The organism is Flavobacterium myungsuense (genome assembly GCF_042677265.1).
GTDB classification, from domain to species: Bacteria; Bacteroidota; Bacteroidia; order Flavobacteriales; family Flavobacteriaceae; genus Flavobacterium; species Flavobacterium myungsuense.
The window spans coordinates 64,461-85,796 of the sequence record NZ_JBHTIZ010000021.1; the positions used below are offsets into that span (position 1 = coordinate 64,461).

Genomic DNA, 21,336 nt, shown 5'->3' on the forward strand with positions numbered 1-21,336 from the left:
AAATCAGCAATGTCTGAAAGCGCATCATTTCCTATAACAAATTGGAACGAAGACGATAAGCCTCGCGAAAAGCTAATGCTAAAAGGCAAACAAGCGTTAAGTGATGCCGAGTTGATTGCAATTTTAATTGGTTCAGGAAGTCGAAATGAAAGTGCTGTTCAATTGAGCCAACGCATTTTGTCAAGCGTTGATAATAATTTGAATACCTTAGGAAAAATGTCCATTCAGCAGCTCATGACCTTTAAAGGAATTGGGGAAGCAAAAGCAATAGCTATTCTTGCTGCAATGGAATTAGGGCGAAGACGACGAGCTGAAGAAGCACTTGAGTTGCAAAAAATTACTTCTAGTAAATCTATTTATGAATTAATGCAACCTATTATTGGCGAATTAGCGCATGAAGAATTTTGGATTATTTATTTAAACAATTCCAATAAAGTGCTTTCAAAATCTCAATTGAGTAAAGGCGGAATTACAGGTACACTTGTTGATGTTCGTTTGGTATTTAAAACAGTTTTAGAAACAGGTGCTGTAAGTATTATTCTCTGTCACAATCATCCCTCAGGAATGCTAAAGCCGAGTGAAGCTGACAAGCAAATCACGCAAAAAATAAAACGAGCTGGAGAAAGTCTAGATATTAGGGTTTTAGACCATTTGATAGTTGCTGAGAATCATTATTATAGTTTTGCTGATGAAGGGATACTTTAAAAATAATACATTTAGTACAAAATAAATACACTTTGAAAACGATTATTACAGATGTTTTTTTTGATTTAGATCATACGCTTTGGGATTTTGAAAAGAACTCTGCATTGGCTTTTGAAACTATTTTCAAAAATTACCAGATTGAGATTGATTTAGATAAATTCCTCGTACATTATGTTCCAATAAACCTAAAATATTGGGAAATGTATCGTACGGAACAAATTACCCAAACCCAATTAAGATACGGAAGATTAAAAGATACTTTCGATTTAATACAATATCAAATTGATGATGATAAAATTAATTTTTTATCAGATAAATACATTTATTATTTGCCTAAATACAATCATCTTTTTGATGGTACTATAGAAATTTTAGAATATCTAAAACCAAAATACAAGTTACATATAATTACCAATGGTTTTGCAGAAATTCAAAACAACAAATTAAATAATGCGAATATCAATCATTATTTTCAAACCATTACAAATTCTGAAATGGCTGGTGTAAAAAAGCCAAATCCAATTATTTTTCAACATGCTTTAGTTAAATCAAAAGCTAAAAAAGAAAATAGTATTATGATTGGCGATTGTATAGAAGCTGATATTTATGGAGCCATTCATTCAGGATTTGACGCTATTTTATTTAATGAACATAAGAAAACCATTCCTGAAAATATTAAACAAGTACATCATTTATTAGAATTAAAAGAGCACTTATAAGCTATGAAAAAAAACGTTTTTATTATTTTATTTTCTCTAGCTCTAAACCTCTCTTTTTCGCAATCTGTTAATGAGTATAAATATGCTTTAGTTCCATCAAAATTCAGTTTTCTAAACGAAGTTGATCAATACAAATTGAATACGTTAACAAAATTATTAATGGGTAAATATGGATTCGTTGCTTTTTTAGACAATGAGGATTTTCCGGAGGATGTTTTAAAGAATAACTGTAACAAAGTATATGTAAATGTTTTAAAATCTGGCGGCGTCTTTACCACTAAATTGAGTATTGTTTTAAAAGACTGTAAAAATAATATTTTGTTTACAACTACCGAAGGAAAGAGTAGAGAAAAAGAATTTAAAGTCGCTTATAATGTAGCACTTCGTGATGCATTCAAATCGTTTGAAACTTTAAAGCATGAGTATTCTCCCAAAGATTCGTTGCCAATTGTAGCAAGCATAGAGAATCAAAAAAATAAAATAGAACAAAAAGATTATTCTTTGCAAGAAAATAAAGAGATGCTTTTAGCTCAACCTATTTCAAATGGTTTTCAGTTAATTGATGCAAGTCCTAAAGTAATTTTAAAGATATTTAAAACCTCATTGCCAACTACTTTTTTAGCAACAAAAGAACAAGTTCAGGGAGTTTTGATTCAAAAAGACAATCAATGGTTTTTTGAATACTACCAAAATGAAACATTGATTTCAGAATTAATTTATGTTAAGTTTTAAAAGGACTAAATATTTATTATCTATATGAATAGTTAAAAAACAATTGATTTAGTATATTTTGTTCTCAGTTTCTAAAATAATCACAGCAGATTATATCGCCTATTTCATCTTTTTTATTTTTATAGTTTCTTTAGAATTTGTGAATTTTCGGTTTAAAATTTTACTAATATAAAAACCGCAACATCACTGTTGCGGTTTCAAAAATATTTTCAAAGAATTTCTTATTCTACAATTTTTTTCATCGCAGTCATTGCAGCACGAAGTTCAGCACCGCAAATTTCGATAGAGTGGTTACGGATAGCCGCATTCACTTTTACCAATTCGAAATTGTCCACTTGTCCGTTACTAGTTGTATTGTAGTTTTTCCCAATGATGTTCGTTTCGACTGTTTTCATAAAATCAGTCAAAAGTGGTTTACATGCATGGTCAAATAAATAACAACCGTATTCAGCTGTATCAGAAATAACGCGGTTCATTTCGAACAATTTCTTACGAGCAATTGTGTTAGCAATAAGTGGTGTTTCGTGTAACGATTCGTAGTAAGCCGATTCATTTTTAATACCAGAGCAAGTCATGGTTTCGTATGCTAACTCAACCCCTGATTTTACGAAAGCAACCATCAAAGTAGCGTTATCGAAATATTCTTGTTCAGAAATTTCAACGTTCCCAGCAGGCGTTTTTTCGAAATCAGTTTGACCAGTAGCTTCACGCCAAGTCAATAAGTTTTTGTCTCCAGCCGCCCAGTCTTCCATCATTGTTTTAGAGAATTCGCCAGACAAAATATCATCCATGTGTTTCACAAACAACGGACGCATGATATCTTTTAATTCTTCTGAAATTTTGAAAGCTTCAATTTTAGCAGGATTAGAAAGACGATCCATCATATTCGTGATACCACCAATTTTTAAGGCTTCGGTAATTACTTCCCAACCGTATTGTACCAATTTTGAAGCATATCCGGCATCAATTCCTTTTTCAACCATTTTGTTGAAACTCAAAATAGAACCTGTTTGCAACAATCCACAAAGAATGGTTTGTTCTCCCATTAAATCTGATTTTACCTCAGCAACGAATGAAGAAAGTAAAACTCCAGCTCTATGTCCGCCAGTTCCTACGCAATATGCTTTTGCAATATCAAGTCCGTCACCGTTAGGATCGTTGTCTGAGTGAACAGCAATTAGTGTTGGCACACCAAAACCACGTAAATATTCGTGACGCACTTCAGAAGCTGGCGATTTTGGCGCAATCATTACCACTGTTAAATCTTTACGGATTTGAGTTCCTTCTTCAACGATATTAAAACCGTGAGAGTAAGAAAGACATGCCCCTTGTTTCATCAAAGGCACGATTTTGTTGATTACTGATGTATGTTGTTTGTCTGGAGCTAAATTAGATACTAAATCAGCAGTTGGAATTATTTCTTCGAAAGTTCCTACTTCAAAACCGTTTTCTACCGCATTTTGATACGATGCTCTTTTGTTATCGATAGCTTCTTGACGTAAAGCGTATGCTACATGAAGTCCGCTATCGCGCATGTTTTGACCTTGAGCCAATCCTTGAGCACCGCAACCTATGATTACAATTTTTTTTCCGATTAGTTTTTTAACACCATCTGCAAATTCGCTAGTTTGCATAAAATCACATTTTCCTAATTCCTGTACTTTAAGACGGTGTGGAAGTGAATTGAAATAATTTGCCATTTTTTTTGTTTTAATTTTAAGTATTTATTAATTCTATTGTCTTTTCTCTTTATTCTATTATCTATGCTCTTTTGAAGCTACATTTGAAAAATCATACTTTTATGATTCAAAAATTCGTTGTTTATAGGTTTTTTTGTTGGGTCATTTATCTCCATATTCAAAACCCTTTTATGAACACCTTCACTCGATTTAATAATGGCTATGCGAGAACTTTTTACAAATTCTATTAAACCATATTTATCTAATTCTTTCAATAAATTATCAATCTCTTCGTCTTGACCGGTAGTTTCAAAAACAGTATAATCTTCTCGAATTACTACTGTTCTAGCTCCATATTTTCTTAATAATCGTTCTACTTTTACTTCTTTCATGATTACAGAAGTAGGTACTTTATAGAGTGCTATTTGTTGCCAAATAATTTCATCATTCGTGTTGTAATTTACTTTGAATACATCAACCATCTTTTCCATTTGGCGCGCCAAATTTTTAACAACAACTTCGGTTTCTTCTACAACAATCGTAAATCGATGGATATTATCAATTTCGCTTGGGGATGTATTTAAGCTCTCTAAATTAATCTTTCTTCTAGAAAACATAATGGCTAATCTGTTAAGAAGACCCACCTGATTTTCAGTGTAAACGGTTAATGTAAATTCCTGTTTCATTTTGATTATTTTAGATTTCTTCTTTACTTAATACAATTTCAGCCACTCCTTTTCCTTGAGGAACCATAGGGAATACATTGTCTTCATGAATTACAGCTACTTCTAAAAGAAACGAACTTGGATGATCTAACATCTCTTTTACACTTTCTCTTAACTGGTCTCTTTCTGAAACGTGTTTTCCAGCTATGTTATAGGCATTTGCCACTTTAACAAAATCAGGACTTGTAATGTCAGTATAGGAATATCTTTTTTCATGAAAAAGTTCTTGCCATTGACGCACCATTCCTAAAAAGCTATTATTAAGAATTAAGATTTTTACATTAGGCTGAAATTGCATGATCGTTCCTAATTCTTGAAGATTCATTTGTGCGCCACCATCACCCATTATAGCAACCACATGTCTTTCTGGTGCTCCAAATTTAGCTCCAATAGCTGCTGGAAGAGCAAACCCCATTGTGCCTAATCCTCCACTAGTAATATTACTTCGTTTGATGTTTTGCTTGGTATATCTGCAGGCTACCATTTGGTGTTGCCCCACATCGGTTACAATTACCGCATCTCCACCTGTTAAGTCATTTAATACACTTATAACTTCTCCCATAGTTAATCCTCCTTCAGTAGGATTTAACTCTTTTTGGATTACTGTTTTTTCTTCTTTTTCTCTTTTTTTATCGAATTCGGCAAACCATTCTGGGTGCGATTTTTTTTCAATTAAAGCAGTAAGCAATGGTAACGTTTCTTTGCAATCTCCCCATACGGGTACTGTAGTTTGTACATTTTTATCTATTTCAGCTGGGTCAATATCAAGATGTACGACTTTAGCTTGTTTGGCATATTTGTCTAAACGACCAGTAACTCTATCATCAAAACGCATACCTACTGCAATCAAGACATCACATTCATTGGTTAAATAATTTGGCCCATAGTTTCCGTGCATGCCTAGCATTCCCACTGCTAACGGATGATCAGTAGGTATGGCGCTCATTCCCATAATAGTCCAAGCAGTTGGAATTCCTGATTTTTCAATAAAATCAATAAATTCTTGTTCGGCATTTCCTAATAAAACACCTTGGCCAAAAATGATAAATGGTTTTTTTGCTTGATTAATTAAAGCAGCGGCTTTTTCTATATATTCATTACGAATAATTGGTTTAGGTCTATAACTTCTTATATGTATGCAAGGTCTATAGCCAATGTAATCAAACAATTGCATTTGAGCATTTTTTGTTATATCAATTACAACTGGACCTGGGCGTCCGCTTTTTGCTATAAAAAAGGCTTTTGCTAAAATTTCAGGAATTTCTTTAGCATCAGTTACTTGATAATTCCATTTGGTAATAGGTGTAGTTATATTTATAATGTCAGTTTCCTGAAAAGCGTCGGTGCCTAAAAGATGAGCAAAGACTTGGCCCGTAATACATACTAAAGGTGTAGAATCAATAAGCGCATCAGCCAAACCAGTAACCAAATTTGTAGCGCCTGGACCACTTGTTGCAAACACGACTCCTGTTTTCCCGCTCACTCTAGCATATCCTTGTGCAGCGTGTATTGCCCCTTGTTCGTGACGTACTAATATGTGATTTAACTTATCACTAAAATCATATAGCGCATCATATATTGGCATAATCGCACCGCCAGGATATCCGAAGATAGTATCTACTTTTTCAGATAAAAGAGCATCAATTACAGCTAAACTTCCAGTTGTATTTACAACTTGTTTATTTGTGTTTTTTATATCAGAGCTTTGCAATATTTCCATTTTTGTTGAATTTATGATTCATCTGTAACGCATCCCTCAGAAGCGGTTTTAACCAATTGAGCATATTTATATAGAACTCCATTTGTAGCTTTAAGTTTAGGAGTAACGAATGATTTTCTTCTTTCTTCTAATTCTTTATCACTAATGTCAAGTTGTATTTTATTGTTTACAGCATCTAAGATTATAGTGTCGCCATCATTTATAAAGGCAATTGCTCCACCATCATAAGCTTCAGGTGTAATATGACCAACAACAAATCCGTGCGTACCACCACTGAATCTTCCATCTGTAATTAACGCGACACTTTTTCCTAATCCAGCACCAATAATTGCTGATGTAGGCTTTAACATTTCTGGCATTCCTGGACCTCCTTTAGGACCAACATAGCGAATAACTACAACATCTCCAGCTTTTATTTTTTTGTCTTCAATGCCTTGAATTAATTCTTTTTCGCCATCAAAAACTCTTGCAGGACCAACAAATTTTTCCCCTTCTTTACCAGTAATTTTTGCAATTGAACCTTTTTCGGCTATATTTCCGTATAAAATTTGAAGATGTCCAGTTTTTTTAATTGGATTTTCAATAGGACGAATTATGTTTTGATCTTCAAAATCAATGTCTTTCACGTGTTTTAAATTTTCTGCAAGTGTTTCCCCAGTAACTGTTATACAATTTCCGTGTAACATCCCTTTGCTTAACAAATATTTTAAAACCATAGGAACTCCACCTTTTTCATGTAAGTTTTGCATTAAATAATTTCCTCCTGGTTTAAAATCGGCAATTAATGGAGTTTTGTTACTAATTCTCTGAATGTCATCAATTGTAATATTAACTCCTACACTTTTTGCCATTGCAATCATGTGTAAAACTGCATTCGTACTTCCTCCAAGTGCAACAATAGCAGTAAGTGCGTTTTCAAAAGCTTCAAAAGTCATGATGTCTTTTGGGCAAATATTTTTTTCTAATAGAATTTTAATATAGTGAGAAGATCGTTTGCATTCTTCAATTTTTTCATCACTAATAGCTGGATTCGAGCTTGAATAAGGAAGACTCATTCCTAGTGTTTCTATTGCAATCGCCATGGTATTAGCAGTATACATTCCGCCACAAGCGCCAGCACCTGGACAAGAATTTTTTACGATATTCTTAAATTCCTCTTCAGATATTTTACCAGCAATTTTTTCTCCTAAAGCCTCAAATGCAGAAACGATATTTAAATCTTTTCCTTGATATTTTCCCGGAGCAATCGTTCCTCCATAAACCATAATTGATGGACGATTCAATCTTCCCATTGCGATAATTGCTCCAGGCATATTTTTATCGCAACCAGGCACTGCAATAACAGCATCATAATAATGTCCCGCAACAACACTTTCTATACTGTCAGCAATTATTTCGCGACTAACTAAAGAATAACGCATACCATCTGTTCCGTTTGTAATTCCGTCACTGATGCCAATTGTATTAAAAATAAGACCAACCATTTCCGCAGCATTAACCTCTACTTTTATATAGGAAGCCAAATGATTTAGGTGCATATTACAGGTATTTCCATCATAACCCATAGAAGCAATTCCTACAAAAGGCTGTGCTAATTTTTTTTCATCAAGTCCAATTCCGTATAGCATAGCCTGAGAAGCAGGTTGAGTTGGGTCTTGCGTTACTGTTTTGCTGTATCTATTTAATTCCATTTTTTTTAATCGTTTTTAACTGTTTTTTATAGAGAATGCAAAAATAGTGTTTTTTTATGCTTTTTATAAAGTTGTTTTTTATGCATTACAGTGTTAAACTATATGTAAATATTTATAAGCTATTGTTTTTTAATGTTTTACGTAAAGAAGTATTACGACGGTAAAATTTCCTGTAGGCTATTTTTATTCCAAATTTCTCTAAAAATAATTTCAAATAATCCCTGTTTTTTTTGCATTAATTTTAATATATTGAGATTATAAAAACAAAATCCCAACTTTTTAGTAAAAGTCGGGAAAGTATTGAGGATTTTATAATTATGCTATTATAATTACTTTTTTATAATTGGTGGGTATAAAACTAGAATTTTAGAAACGAAATTTTTAATATTTTCGTCTTTTTTATTGGTATCTTTTGTTAAATTTCCTTCACCCTCGCCTTGCCAAATAAGTTCTTTTTTCTTTGCATCAATTAAGTCTATGATAAGAATGCCTTCTATTGAAGTTGATACCATCGTATTTCCACCCCAAAAAGGACTCCAACCCCAACCCCAGCCAAATCCCCAACCATAATTAAATTGGTTCACATCAACATTTTTTTCTGCTTTAGTATTAATGTTGATGAGCATATCTGGAGTTTCACTTTTAGTAAATCCTTTTGAAGTCATTTCTTCATCAATAGAACGAAGAATCCTTTTTTTGTCTAAATCAGAAATCTCTACGTTATCAATTCCTGTTTTATAAAAAGCATAGGTCTTGTAAATTGAAAAGTCTACATTCTTATCGTAGTCAGAATACACTCTAACAGAGCTACATGAAGCTAGAAAAAGTATTAAAAAAAGAAGTGATGGGTGTTTTGTTTTCATGATTAAATTATTATGACTAATTTATATTTATTGGTCAATTATTACAATTTTAGTAAGTATTCTTAACAAACAATTCCCTAAAAGATTTATAAATCTTAAGGATAAATTTATTTGAAAAGTTAAATTATAAAACACAATAATCATACCAAATAACCCGCTTAAACATGCAAAAAAAATAGAGGTAAGACTTGTTTTTTAAGTATTTAAACTCGTATAATTTTAACACAAATCATATTTAATAATGCCAGACTAAACTATTAGATAATTCGATTGTTTAATGTACAAAAATATAGTTAAGTTATTTTTTTACTTCTCCAGTTTTTTTATCAAAACCATAGGGGCAATGTCTACAGCCACTTTTGCAACAATACCCTCTTTTTAGATGGTATTTTTCGGTAAAACATTTATAACCTTCGGGGGTATAATAGAAATCTTCTGTGTCAACTGAAATATTTTCTTTATTTTGCTCGTTCATATAACAAATTTATAAACTAAATAGATAATGTTGATTATTATTTCTAAATTTTTAATTCCGAAAGGGTTTAGAGCAATGACAATTTTTCCTTTTATAGTAATTAGAAAAGATTTAGACGCTAAAAATTTAGTTTTAATCAATCATGAAAAAATTCATCTTCGACAGCAATTAGAATTATTGTTTTTACCGTTCTATTTTATCTATATGTTAGATTATTTTCTAAAAACAGTTCGATATAAAGACAAGAAGATTGCTTATAGAAATATTATTTTTGAAAGAGAAGCCTATTCAAATGAAAGCGACATGAATTATTTAAAGAAAAGAGCATTTTGGAATTGGCGAAAATATTTATAAGGAATAGCTGTTAAATGAAAATGTTTTCAAGACTTTTTCTAAATTAATTTATATTCTTTTTCTTACATAATTATGTTTGCAAAATCTTAAAAATCAGATGAAAAACAAATTTAGTAGACGAATAAGCAAAAGTATCGATTTGTTTTAAAATTTTAAAATCTATATATATTTTTTGCTAACTTTGTGGCTTGTAGTACAATTATGAAAAAAATTATTTCCTATATATTTTTATTTTTTGCAGGCCAAACAATAATCGCACAACTTTATGTAAGTCCTAACAGTTATATGTATGTTGCAGATAACTATGTTTATGTAAATCAAGATATAAATATTCAAAATGCTGGAAACATTTACTTTAGAAATGAATCACAATTGTTACAAGGTACTACCAGTGTTTCAGCAAATCAAGGAACAGGAAAATTATCAGTTTTTCAAGAGGGAACTGAAAATAATTATGCCTATAATTATTGGTGCTCTCCTGTTGGAGAATTAGCTAGTTCAGGAAATGGCCTTTTTGGAGTTTCTATGTTACATAGACCAACTGATTTAACAGCTAGTACTCCTGCAATACTTATACCTACTTTAGACGGAGTAGCAACAAACTCAAGTTTGTCAATCGCTTCACGTTGGGTTTTTAAATTTTTATCATCTACAAATTATTCGCAATGGTTTCAAGTTGGTTCGGCTTCAACTATACAAGCAGGCGAAGGTTTTACAATGAAAGGAATTGGGGGTTCGGACAATACAACCGTACTAGATGGTAGACTTTTATCAGGATTGCCTTCAGGGACTGGAATTCAAAATAATCCTGGTTCTAAACAACGTTATGATTTTAGAGGAAAACCCAATGATGGGAATATCAATATAACTGTGGGTGCTGGAGGTTTACTAACTTTAACTGGTAATCCGTATCCATCAGCTATTAATTTAAACATGTTTTTACATGAAAATAGTGTTGGAACGGGAGTTATTTCAGGAGCTGCTTATTTCTGGGAACACGATCCGGGTGTTAATTCTCATGTATTAGTTGCCTACAGAGGTGGTTATGGCATTTATGTAGCGAATGGACCTGACCCAATTTTAGATCCTGGAACCTACACAGCAGCAACTTGGGTATATTATAACGGCGATGGTACACAAAACTTATCTCCTCCTGGTGCAACTCCTACTGGCGGTACTTACAAAAGAATGTTTTCTCCAATTGGTCAAGGGTTCATGGTTGATGGCACATCAGGTGGAACAGCAGTAATGAAAAATTCGTATCGTGTTTTTAGAAAAGAGGGTGTGGCTAATGATTCACAATTTCATAGAAGTGCTAAGCCAAGTGAGTTTTGGGATGAAATACCAAATGTAGCTGGAATAGATTATACCAAACATTCAAAAAAAGAATTACCTCAAATAAAAATTCATACTATAATTAACAATGATTTCGTAAAGCAAATGGTTTTGGCTTTTAATCCAAATACAACTGATGGTTATGATATAGGAAAAGATGCAAAATCTGCCGATAAAAATTTAGCAAGCGATACTTATTTTCCTTTAGACAATAAAAACGAGTATGTTATAAGTACTTTGCCTTTTGATGTCGAGAAAAGAATTCCTTTTGCAGTTAAATGTAAAGAAAGAACAATATTTAAGTTTATGGTCGGGAGTTTGCCAAATTTTGATTTAGCAGATGAAATCTACGTTTATGATAAAGTAACGGGTCTTTACCACGATATTATAAATGGGTATTACGAAGTAACTTTGGATAACGGTTCAGAAGACCGATTTGAAATTACATTTAAAAACGCATCTTTAAGTTCAGCAGATTTGTCTAATATTAAAAGTTGTATGGTTTTTCAAGATAATGACTCTGAATTGTTAACGATTGATAATCCGAAATTATTGGATTTAAAAACATGTTCCATTTATGATATTTCAGGAAAGTTAATCTTCAATACGAAACAATTAGGTTCAAATAATCGATATACTTTTACATCTTCATCTTTTAGTGACGGTGTTTATGTTGTAAAATTGAATACCAAGGACAATCTAGAAATTACTAAAAAAATTATTATTTCTAAAAAATAACTGTAGTATAAATTTGAAATCAAATCTCCTCGAAAGGGAGATTTTTTTTTTGAAATATATCCTGCTTAAATACTTAAATTTGCTTTATGCAATCCATCAATCAAAAGATAGAATTACCTTTTTCATCTAATTGTACCCTTTATATAAAAAGGGAAGATTTGATTCATCCAATAGTTTCAGGAAATAAATTCCGAAAATTAAAGTACAATATTCTTCAAGCGAAAGCAGAAAAGAAAACAAAAATACTCACTTTTGGAGGAGCCTTTTCCAATCACATTGCTGCCGTTGCCTTTGCAGCAAAAGAAAATGGTCTTCAATCGGTAGCAATAATAAGAGGTGATGAACTCGAAAATGAAGTTAGTGAAAACCCAACTTTATCATTTGCTCGAAATTGTGGTATGCATTTTGAGTTTGTTTCTAGAGAAAACTACAGAAAAAAAGCGGAGCTGGAATTTATCGAAAATCTAAAAGAAAAAAATGGTGATTTCTATCTTATTCCTGAAGGTGGTACCAATGAATTGGCGATTAAAGGCTGTCAGGAGATTTTGAATGAAGATGACAATGCATTTAATTATATTTGTTGTTCAGTAGGAACTGGAGGTACAATTTCGGGAATCATAAACAGTACAAATAAGCATCAAAAAGTTTTAGGATTTTCGGCTTTAAAAGGCGATTTTTTGAAAGATGAAATTCGTAAATTTGCAAATAATAATCGATGGGATTTAATTCCTGATTATCATTTTGAAGGGTACGGGAAAATAAATAATGAGTTAGTTGCGTTTATAAATACATTTTACAAACAAACTAAAATTCCTTTGGATTCCATTTATACAGGAAAAATGCTTTTTGGTGTTTTCGACCTAATAAAAAAAGGATTTTTCCCTGTGAATTCTAAGATTTTAGTCATTCATACAGGGGGAATTCAAGGAAACCAAGGAATGAATATTAAATTAAAATACAAAAATTTACCATTAATTCAGTATCATGATTAATAAAATTATAATTTTTCTTTTTGTTATTATGCTTGTAGGATGTTCAACTCAACAACCAATAGTTAGAACAACCAAGCCTCCGTATAAAAAGCCAACTGCAGTAGTTGTAAATACACCTAAAAAGCCAGTTCCTACAAAAACTGAAACTACTACAAAGTCTTCAACAACTAAAACATCTACAACTAACCAAAATACAAATCAGAATTCGCAGTCAGAAATTCTAGAAGCTACAACGCGAGTAAAAGTGACAACGGCTATGGTTTTAGACTATATTTCAAAATACAAGGATGTCGCTAAAAGTAATATGAAGCAATACGGTATTCCGTCAAGTATCATTTTAGGTCAAGGCATTCTTGAATCGGGTGCTGGAACGGGACCTTTAAGCTCATTAGCCAACAATCATTTCGGTATTAAATGTCATAAAGGATGGACAGGACCAAGTGTTAAGTATGATGATGATGAGGCTCAAGAGTGTTTTAGAAAATATGAATTACCTAACGAATCTTATAAAGACCACGCCTTATTTCTTACCAGTAGAGCGTGGTATTTACCCTTATTCGACCTAGAAAAAGACGACTATAAACAATGGGCAATAGGGTTAAAAAAAGCAGGTTATGCCACAGATCCTAAATATCCTGAAAAATTAATCGGAATTATAGAACGTTATCAACTCAATAAATACGATTCTGAAGTTTTAGGAACGGAGTATATTCCTTTAAACACTAAAGACCAGATTTCGTTAAAGTCTAATTTATATCAAGTTAGTCAAGGAGATACTTTGTATTCTATTTCAAAAAAATTCAATATAACTATTGAGGATTTAAAAAAGAAGAACAATATAGGTGAAAACACAATCTCATTAGGTCAAAATCTTATAATCAAATAATTGTATGTTGTATCAAAGAAGCAGTCAGCTTTTTGCTGAAGCTGAAAAAGTAATTCCCGGAGGCGTCAACTCTCCTGTTCGTGCCTTTAAAGCAGTAGGAGGAACCCCAATTTTCGTTAAAAGTGCTAAAGGAGCTTACCTTTATGATGAAGACGGAAACCGATTGATAGATTATATTAATTCTTGGGGGCCAATGGTTTTAGGTCATGCTTTTGAACCGGTTGTAGAATCGGTAATTAGTCGTGCTAAATTAGGAACTTCTTATGGAATGCCTACAGCTTTAGAGACAGAAATTGCTGCTTTGGCTGTTGCAATGGTTCCTAATATTGATAAGATACGATTTGTAAATTCAGGTACTGAAGCCTGTATGAGTGCAGTTCGTTTGGCTCGTGGTTTTACCAAAAAAGATAAAATTATCAAATTTGCAGGTTGCTATCACGGACATTCCGATTCATTTTTGATTCAGGCTGGCAGCGGAGCGGTTACTTTTGGAACTCCAAATAGTCCAGGAGTTACAGCAGGAACTGCGAAAGATACTTTATTGGCTCGTTATAATGATTTAGAAAATGTTACCCAGTTAATTGAAGCCAATAAAAATGAAATTGCCGCAATTATAATAGAGCCCGTTGCTGGAAATATGGGATGTATTCCTCCAAAAGAGGGGTTTTTAGAAGGATTAAGAAAACTCTGTTCTGCTAATGATATTTTATTGATTTTTGATGAGGTCATGACAGGATTTCGTTTGGCTAAAGGCGGTGTTCAGGAATTATATAACATTAAGGCCGATATTGTTTGCTTCGGAAAAGTTATTGGCGGTGGACTTCCAGTGGGTGCATTTGCTGCTCGTTCAGCAATTATGAATTATTTAGCTCCTATTGGTCCAGTATATCAAGCAGGAACGTTATCAGGAAATCCTTTGGCTATGGCAGCGGGATTAGCCATGTTACAAGCATTAAATACCGATGCTGCTGTTTTTCAAAGATTAGAAGATAAAACGGCTTATTTAGAAAACGGTATCCGAAAAGTGTTAACTAAAAACAAAGTAACTTTTACCATAAATAGGGTAGGCTCAATGATTTCTGTTCATTTTGATGAATCGCCTGTTGTCGATTTTCAAAGTGCTGCTAAGGGGGACAATGAAACTTTTAAAAAATTCTTTCACGGATTATTGAATGAAGGAATTTATATTGCACCTTCTGCATATGAAACATGGTTTATAACTGACGCTTTGACATATGAAGATTTAGATTTTACCATTCAAGCTATTGATAAAGTATCGAAAACATTTTAGAAGCAAAGGCTTTCTTCTTTCTCTCCTTCGGGAAGGGGCGGGTTGAGAAAAAAAACTTCCGGTACCAGCCGGAAGTTCTAATAAATAACCTATTTAATCTTGTCTTTTACTTTGAGGTTTCCCTTTAGATTTACCTTGACGATTCTGTTGATGCTCTTCCTTTAATGAAGCCCATTTTTCAAATTGTTTTGCATTCAGAATTTTTTCCATTCTTTTTTTAGTAGCAATTTGTTCGTCCAACATTTTCATTTGCATTGCAAATCGTTCGTCATTTGTAAGTTTAACCTCTTTATCTTTTTTTGATTTCATTTCGGACTTCATTGCTTCTTTTTTTGCTATTTTTTCCGAAATAATGGCACTCACTTCTTTCTGTTGAGAATCATTCAAATCCAATTCTAGTGTCATTTTTTTCAACATTAATTGGATTTGTTGTTCAGGAGAAAATTGTCCCATTTCATTTCCTTGCTGATTTCTGTTTTCTTCTTGCGCTATTGTAGTAATACCAACTATTAATAATGCCAAAACAAATAATTTTTTCATAATAAATATTTTTTAAGTTTTAATAATAAGACCTTTTTAAGTTTTAAAGGTTTAAATGTTAACAAAAATTTATTATTTTTAGTTTATTTCAAATGAGTAGTTAGGTATTGATTTTTACAAATCCACCACGGTTTTCATTTCTTTCTATAGATTGCTGTACAATTAGTGTTCCAATGGCAATCATGTTTTTTAATTCATAAATAGCTTTAGTGATTTGTTGGTCTTTACAAATTTCATCTATTTCAATTTGCCATTTAGAAAGTTGTTCCTTTGCTTTAAGCAAGTCAGTATCATTTCTTACAATTCCCGCATTTTGTCTCATCAAGAGTTGTAATTTCGATTTAAATTCAGAAATATACTTTGAATCAATCATTGGTTTTTCAATTATTTCCCAATCAGAAACAGTAGTTATTAAATTGATGTCATTTATAGGTTGATGCACTAAATATTCATAAATCTTGTCCGAATACACCAAAGCTTCTAATAAAGAATTTGAAGCTAGTCGATTAGCTCCGTGAAGCCCAGTTTGAGAACATTCACCACAAGCAAATAAATTGTGTATTGATGTTTTTCCGTTTTTGTCAACTACAATTCCTCCACAAAGATAATGTTGAGCAGGGACTACCGGAATCCAATCTTTTGAAATGTCTATTCCAACATTTTTACAATGTTTGTATATCATTGGAAAATGTTTCATAAATTCCTCTAAATTCAAATGAGTACAATCTAAATAGACGCAATCGTCTCCTGATTTTTTAAGCTCTAAATCGATACTTTGTGAAACAATATCTCTAGAAGCCAAATCACCCCGAGAATCATAATCTAGCATAAAACGATGTCCATTTTTGGTGCGTAAATAGGCTCCAAAGCCACGAACAGCTTCTGAAATTAAGAAGGAAGAAGATCCAGACTTGTTTTCGTATAATGCTGTTGGATGAAACTGAATAAATTCCATATCTTTTATAACGGCATGTGCGCGATACGCCATTGCAATTCCGTCACCAGTAGCAATAATCGGATTTGTGGTATGACCATAAAGATGCCCAATTCCACCAGTGGCAAGTATGGTAAAATCTGATTTATAAGTTAAAATTTCATTGGTTTTCTCATTCAAAGCATACGCACCGTAACAACAATTATTATCAGTAATTAAATCTAGTGCGAAATAGTGATCTAAAACAGTAATATTTTCTTTTTGACTTACTTGTTCTAAAATAGCTCGTTGAATTTCCTGACCAGTTTGGTCTTTATGATGCACCACTCGGTTTTCTGAATGTCCGCCTTCTTTTCCTAAATCTAGTGTTCCTTTGCCATTTTTATCAAATTTAGCACCCCATTCAATGAGTTCTTTTAATCGTTTCGGACCTTCAGTAACAACCATTTTAACCACCTCCTCATTGCATAGTCCGTCACCACAAATTAAAGTGTCTTCAATATGTTTTTGATAGGAATCTTCTATCTTGTCAGTTACTATCGCAATACCACCTTGAGCGTACTTAGTATTAGATTCGCCTGCATTTGATTTTGTAATAATAGTGATTTTCTTTTCGGGAAATTGCTCTGCAATTTTTATGGCAAACGTTAATCCAGCGACTCCTGAACCTATAATTAAATAATTGGTTTTTATCATTATTTAGATAATTCTAACATGCGTTCAATAGGTGCTAAAGCTCTTTTTCGTATGTTTTCAGGAACAGTTACTTCAGGAGTTTCATGTAACAAACAATTGTAAAGCTTTTGTAAGGTATTCATTTTCATATAGCCACATTCGCTGCAAGCACAGGTGTTATTTTCTTTAGCTGGAGCAGGAATTAATATTTTATGAGGCACTTCTTGTTGCATTTTGTGCAAAATTCCTGCCTCAGTAGCTACAATAAATTTATGATTTGGATTAGTTTTTACATAATCAATCATTCCTGAAGTAGAACCAATGTAGGTAGCTGTTTCTAAAATATGTGTTTCTGATTCTGGGTGGGCTATAATTTTCGCATCTGGATGCTCTTTGTAAACGGCAATTAATTTGTCTAATGAAAATGCTTCGTGTACCACGCAAGATCCATCCCAGAGTAACATATCTCTGCCAGTTTTGCTTATAATGTATTTTCCTAAATTCTTATCTGGAGCAAATATAATTGGTGTCTCTTTTGGAACGGATTCGACAATTTTTATTGCATTAGATGAGGTACAAACTATGTCGCTTAACGCTTTAATTTCAGCTGAGCAATTTACATATGTTATAACTATATGATCTGGATGTGCATCAGTAAATTTTTTAAATAAATCTGGAGGGCATGATTCAGCAAGCGAGCAACCTGCTTTTAAATCTGGAAGAATAACTTTCTTAGTTGGATTTAATATTTTTGCAGTTTCGGCCATAAAATGCACCCCAGCAAAAAGAATAATATCAGCATCGGTTTTAGCGGCCTCTATCGACAATCCTAAGCTATCACCAACATAATCAGCTACATCTTGAATATCAGCTTCTTGATAATAATGTGCTAAAATAACAACATTTTTCTTTTTCTTTAACTCTAGTATTTGCTCTTTAAGACTTTTCATTGTGGTGTATTAATAATAATTCGGATGTTTAATAAATTTTAAATTAACATTTCATTTTTCTAAAATAACAAACAACAACACAAAAATAATACAAAAACGTGTAATCCCCTTTTTATTTAAGATTATAAATGCACAAATATTGATTTTTTCTATCAATGTAAAGGCAATATGATATTTATCAGGTTTTAAATCATCTGTTTTTTTCAATTTTGTAGTTTATTTTAATTTGCTATAGCATGATGATTAATAAACCATTACATACCTTTCACATTCCTGTTATGGGATTGGCATATACAATAGATAGCCCGATTAGAGTTGCTAAGTACGGAATTTCATCAGTAATTTCGATCGCTGATGATGAACTTATCGAAAAAATGAGAGCTTTTTATAGCGAAAAATTCGATATTCCTTATCAAGAAATTAGTCAAAAAATTCACGATTATCGAGCAAAACGAATTACTTCCTATTTAAACTTGGTTGATACTATTGTAAAAGAAAAATTCGAAAGTTTCAAAAATGAACTCTCAGAAAGTAAAGAGGCCTTAGAAAGTTTTATTACAATGTTGCCTAATAAATCAGATGTAAAAAAAAGGCTGCAAAACATACTACATGAAGGTCTTGTTATTAAAGAAAATATAAAAAACTTTCTAGAAAATCATCTACATCCAGGAGATATTGATGTTAATATCATGACCAAATTGGACAAAGATAATTTTAATAAAAATAAGCAATTACCTGTAGAGTTTAATGATGCGCATGCGGCGCTTCGTGGTTTTGCAAATAGTAATTTAACTTCTTCAATAGTTCTTTCAGCGGGAATGAATCCTAGATTGTTCAGTTATTTTGAAAACTTTGATGCTTTTTTTCCAGATTCAAGTAGTAAATTGAAAAAGAAAATCATCTTAAAGGTTAGTGATTTTAGATCGGCAATGATACAAGGGAATTTTTTAGCAAAAAAAGGTCTTTGGGTGTCAGAATATAGAATAGAATCAGGCTTAAATTGTGGTGGACATGCATTTGCAACAGATGGGTTTTTACTTGGTCCAATTTTACAAGAATTCAAAGATAAAAAAGATCAATTAATTGAATCAGCACACGGTTTAATGGCAAAGGCTTTAATGCAAAAGGGATTGCCAATTCCCTCTGCGCCATTAGCATTGAAAATTACAGTTCAAGGTGGAGTAGGAACGGCAGAAGAACACGATTTCTTACTAGACTTCTATAATTTAGATTCTGTAGGGTGGGGAACTCCATTTCTTTTGGTTCCTGAAGCCACGTCTGTTGATAAAGAAACACGTGAATTATTGATTAAAGCCAAAGAAGACGATTTGTACTTAAGTAATATTTCACCTCTTGGAGTACCATTCAATACACTGAGAGGAACTACAAATGAGATTTTTAAACAAAAAAGGATTAACGAAAGTAAAGCGGGAAGTTCCTGTCCGAAACGGTTTTTAGCACTAAGCAAAGAATTTGGTGCGGACGGAATTTGTACATCTTCTAAGAAATACCAAGATATAAAACTGGAGGAATTAGAAGGAAAAAGAGAACAAATTTCGGCTCAGGAGTATGAAAAAATGAAGTTTGTTATTACTGAAAAAGCCTGTCTTTGCGTGGGTCTTGCCAATGCCTCTTATTTAGAAAACGACATTAAAATAAAAGGTCAGTCACAGGGAGTTGTTATTTGTCCGGGTCCAAATATGGCTTATTTTGATAGGGAAATTTCGCTATCTGAAATGGTGAGACATATATATGGAAACACCAATGTTATGACCGATACCAATCGTCCGAATCTTTTTATTAAAGAATTGAAAATGTATATTAACTACTTGAAGAACGAAATTGCTGAAACAACGACTGATTTGACCACAGGACACGTTAAAAAATGGAATGCATTTAAAAATAATTTGGTAGACGGAATTGTATATTATGAAAATCTATTTGCAACCATTTCTTATTTTGAAGACTTAAAAAAAGAAATTTATAATCAACTTAAATTTTATAAAAATGCAATCAATGAAATCGAAATTCCAACTTTAACAACGGAATTTACACATTAATATCTTTAAAATTCTGATGTTTTGCATGCCGAATCATATTAGTAAACTCTTCTTGGTCTAATTCTGGAATTTCAAGAATAGAACTTAGTAAAGTAGTATCGTACTCATTGGCATCAGAGATGAAATATGGATTTAGATGCTTGCCAATACTTTCGTAATACAATTTCTCAATGGTGTTTTTGTACTTAAATTCTAAGGGATTTTGTAAAAGTGTAAAATTAGTATAGCCCACTTCTTTCAATATTACTTGCAATCCATTTGCCATATTGTAACTTTTGTTGTGAACAATATTTAATTGTTCAATGTCATCTTTTCGAAAAACTGTAGCTATGATTTTCGCAACATAATCTACTGGAATAACGTTTAGTACGGTGTCTTCATTAACAATAAATCGCACCTCTTCTTGTTCGCCTTTTCTCAAAGCGGAAAAGTGAAAAAACTTAGCCAGTAGATAAAAAACCATATATTTCTGAATAAAATATCGGTTTTCCTCACCTAACATTTTTCCTCCTATAACACTAGGTCTCAAAATTTGAAACGGTAAACCAACTTTTTTACATTCGCTAGCAATAAAATTTTCAGAGTAAAATTTAGCTGCTTCATAGGCATTTCGATGTTGAGGTTTGAAATCTAGATTATGAAAATCATTTTCAATTAGTCCTTTTCGTATTCCTGAGGAAAAAGCAGTGCCTATATAGATGAATTTTTTTATAAATGGATGAAAAGCAGTAAAAATCGCTTTTGTAATTGTAGTGTTTTCGTCAAAAATTATTTCTTTTTGATCCTCATCTGTAGATAAATTTACATACCCAGCAGAATGAATGAAATACGAATCTTTAATTTCATCTGTAAAGTCTACATTTAAAGTGTCTAAATCAGAATCTATTACTTTTATATACGAATGCAGTTTTTCAAGACCTTGTTCTTTAAGAATTTTAGGCGTATAATGACTTGATAGTAATATGTTTATTCTTTCTTTTGCCGAATTCTTTCCTATATTTCTGGCAATGAGAAATAATTTCCCTTTTATATTTTCAAGTATAAAAAGTTCTAAAATTTCATACATGATATGAGAACCCAAGACTCCAGTAGCTCCAGTAAGTATAATTTTCATTATTGTTTTCTTCTAATAGCAAATATAGATTTTAATAAATGAAGACAATGATTAAAATTATAAAACATTGTTTATTTTATTGAAAGGAATGAAGTCCGAAAATTTTTTCTAAACAAGATCGTTTTCTTATCGACAAACGACACTAAATATGTTAAATT

Annotated in this window: 19 protein-coding genes; 9 read left to right on the top strand and 10 right to left on the bottom strand. The window is 32.2% G+C overall.

Going from position 1 to position 21,336, the window contains the following annotated elements:
• Nucleotides 1-9: 9 nt before the first annotated feature.
• The 3 genes from radC to ACFQ0S_RS07665 are packed head-to-tail and all read left to right on the top strand — an operon-like array spanning nt 10 to nt 2,156.
• On the top strand, nt 10-705 hold the full coding sequence (gene radC / locus ACFQ0S_RS07655) for a RadC family protein (RefSeq protein ID WP_379753220.1): 696 nt from the start codon (nt 10-12) through the stop codon (nt 703-705).
• A 32-nt stretch (nt 706-737) separates the two neighbouring features.
• On the top strand, nt 738-1,424 hold the full coding sequence (locus ACFQ0S_RS07660; protein WP_379753216.1) for a YjjG family noncanonical pyrimidine nucleotidase: 687 nt from the start codon (nt 738-740) through the stop codon (nt 1,422-1,424).
• A 3-nt stretch (nt 1,425-1,427) separates the two neighbouring features.
• Entirely contained in the window at nt 1,428-2,156 is a 729-nt protein-coding gene (locus ACFQ0S_RS07665; protein WP_379753213.1) for a hypothetical protein, read from the top strand.
• A gap of 221 nt (nt 2,157-2,377) precedes the next feature.
• Here the strand turns inward: ACFQ0S_RS07665 and ilvC are convergent, their stop codons facing one another.
• From ilvC to ACFQ0S_RS07695, 6 genes are all read right to left on the bottom strand, one after another.
• Complete coding sequence (gene ilvC, locus ACFQ0S_RS07670) at nt 2,378-3,856, bottom strand: ketol-acid reductoisomerase (protein WP_379753210.1); 1,479 nt, start codon at nt 3,854-3,856, stop codon at nt 2,378-2,380.
• A 77-nt stretch (nt 3,857-3,933) separates the two neighbouring features.
• Nucleotides 3,934-4,521 (bottom strand): acetolactate synthase small subunit, encoded by a 588-nt coding sequence (gene ilvN, locus ACFQ0S_RS07675; protein WP_379753207.1) that lies wholly within the window; start codon nt 4,519-4,521, stop codon nt 3,934-3,936.
• Nucleotides 4,522-4,531: 10 nt separating this feature from the next.
• Nucleotides 4,532-6,280, bottom strand: a complete 1,749-nt coding sequence (ilvB, locus tag ACFQ0S_RS07680; protein ID WP_379753204.1) for a biosynthetic-type acetolactate synthase large subunit — start codon at nt 6,278-6,280, stop codon at nt 4,532-4,534.
• An 11-nt stretch (nt 6,281-6,291) separates the two neighbouring features.
• Complete coding sequence (ilvD, locus tag ACFQ0S_RS07685) at nt 6,292-7,971, bottom strand: dihydroxy-acid dehydratase (RefSeq protein WP_379753202.1); 1,680 nt, start codon at nt 7,969-7,971, stop codon at nt 6,292-6,294.
• Between the two features lie 329 nt (nt 7,972-8,300).
• Nucleotides 8,301-8,834 (bottom strand): DUF4136 domain-containing protein, encoded by a 534-nt coding sequence (locus tag ACFQ0S_RS07690; RefSeq protein WP_379753199.1) that lies wholly within the window; start codon nt 8,832-8,834, stop codon nt 8,301-8,303.
• 298 nt (nt 8,835-9,132) lie between these two features.
• Nucleotides 9,133-9,309 carry a DUF5522 domain-containing protein gene (locus ACFQ0S_RS07695; RefSeq protein ID WP_379753196.1) on the bottom strand — a complete coding sequence of 59 codons (177 nt, stop codon included), beginning with the start codon at nt 9,307-9,309 and terminating at the stop codon, nt 9,133-9,135.
• Between the two features lie 27 nt (nt 9,310-9,336).
• Between ACFQ0S_RS07695 and ACFQ0S_RS07700 the strand changes: the two genes are divergently transcribed.
• From ACFQ0S_RS07700 to hemL, 5 genes are all read left to right on the top strand, one after another.
• Nucleotides 9,337-9,663, top strand: a complete 327-nt coding sequence (locus tag ACFQ0S_RS07700; RefSeq protein WP_379753193.1) for a hypothetical protein — start codon at nt 9,337-9,339, stop codon at nt 9,661-9,663.
• A 201-nt stretch (nt 9,664-9,864) separates the two neighbouring features.
• On the top strand, nt 9,865-11,736 hold the full coding sequence (locus ACFQ0S_RS07705; protein WP_379753190.1) for a T9SS sorting signal type C domain-containing protein: 1,872 nt from the start codon (nt 9,865-9,867) through the stop codon (nt 11,734-11,736).
• Between the two features lie 86 nt (nt 11,737-11,822).
• Nucleotides 11,823-12,728 (top strand): 1-aminocyclopropane-1-carboxylate deaminase/D-cysteine desulfhydrase, encoded by a 906-nt coding sequence (locus tag ACFQ0S_RS07710; protein WP_379753187.1) that lies wholly within the window; start codon nt 11,823-11,825, stop codon nt 12,726-12,728.
• A complete protein-coding gene (locus tag ACFQ0S_RS07715; protein ID WP_379753184.1) occupies nt 12,721-13,614 on the top strand; it encodes a glucosaminidase domain-containing protein in 894 nt (297 codons plus the stop codon). The genes ACFQ0S_RS07710 and ACFQ0S_RS07715 overlap by 8 nt, the downstream gene beginning before the upstream one ends.
• A 4-nt stretch (nt 13,615-13,618) precedes the next feature.
• Complete coding sequence (gene hemL / locus ACFQ0S_RS07720) at nt 13,619-14,905, top strand: glutamate-1-semialdehyde 2,1-aminomutase (RefSeq protein WP_379753181.1); 1,287 nt, start codon at nt 13,619-13,621, stop codon at nt 14,903-14,905.
• Nucleotides 14,906-14,998: 93 nt separating this feature from the next.
• On the opposite strand, the gene ACFQ0S_RS07725 is transcribed toward hemL, so the two are convergent.
• From ACFQ0S_RS07725 to nadA, 3 genes are all read right to left on the bottom strand, one after another.
• A complete protein-coding gene (locus tag ACFQ0S_RS07725; protein WP_379753177.1) occupies nt 14,999-15,445 on the bottom strand; it encodes a hypothetical protein in 447 nt (148 codons plus the stop codon).
• Between the two features lie 100 nt (nt 15,446-15,545).
• Nucleotides 15,546-17,075, bottom strand: coding sequence for an L-aspartate oxidase (gene nadB / locus ACFQ0S_RS07730; RefSeq protein WP_379753174.1), 1,530 nt, complete (start codon nt 17,073-17,075; stop codon nt 15,546-15,548).
• A complete protein-coding gene (nadA, locus tag ACFQ0S_RS07735) occupies nt 17,075-18,004 on the bottom strand; it encodes a quinolinate synthase NadA (RefSeq protein ID WP_379753171.1) in 930 nt (309 codons plus the stop codon). The genes nadB and nadA overlap by 1 nt, the downstream gene beginning before the upstream one ends.
• Nucleotides 18,005-18,243: 239 nt before the next feature.
• Here nadA and ACFQ0S_RS07740 point away from each other — a divergent pair, with 239 nt between their 5' ends.
• On the top strand, nt 18,244-20,064 hold the full coding sequence (locus tag ACFQ0S_RS07740) for a hypothetical protein (RefSeq protein ID WP_379753387.1): 1,821 nt from the start codon (nt 18,244-18,246) through the stop codon (nt 20,062-20,064).
• Here ACFQ0S_RS07740 and ACFQ0S_RS07745 read toward each other — a convergent pair.
• Nucleotides 20,054-21,178 (bottom strand): SDR family oxidoreductase, encoded by a 1,125-nt coding sequence (locus tag ACFQ0S_RS07745; protein WP_379753167.1) that lies wholly within the window; start codon nt 21,176-21,178, stop codon nt 20,054-20,056. The two genes, ACFQ0S_RS07740 and ACFQ0S_RS07745, sit on opposite strands and share 11 nt — an antisense overlap.
• Nucleotides 21,179-21,336 lie beyond the last annotated feature (158 nt).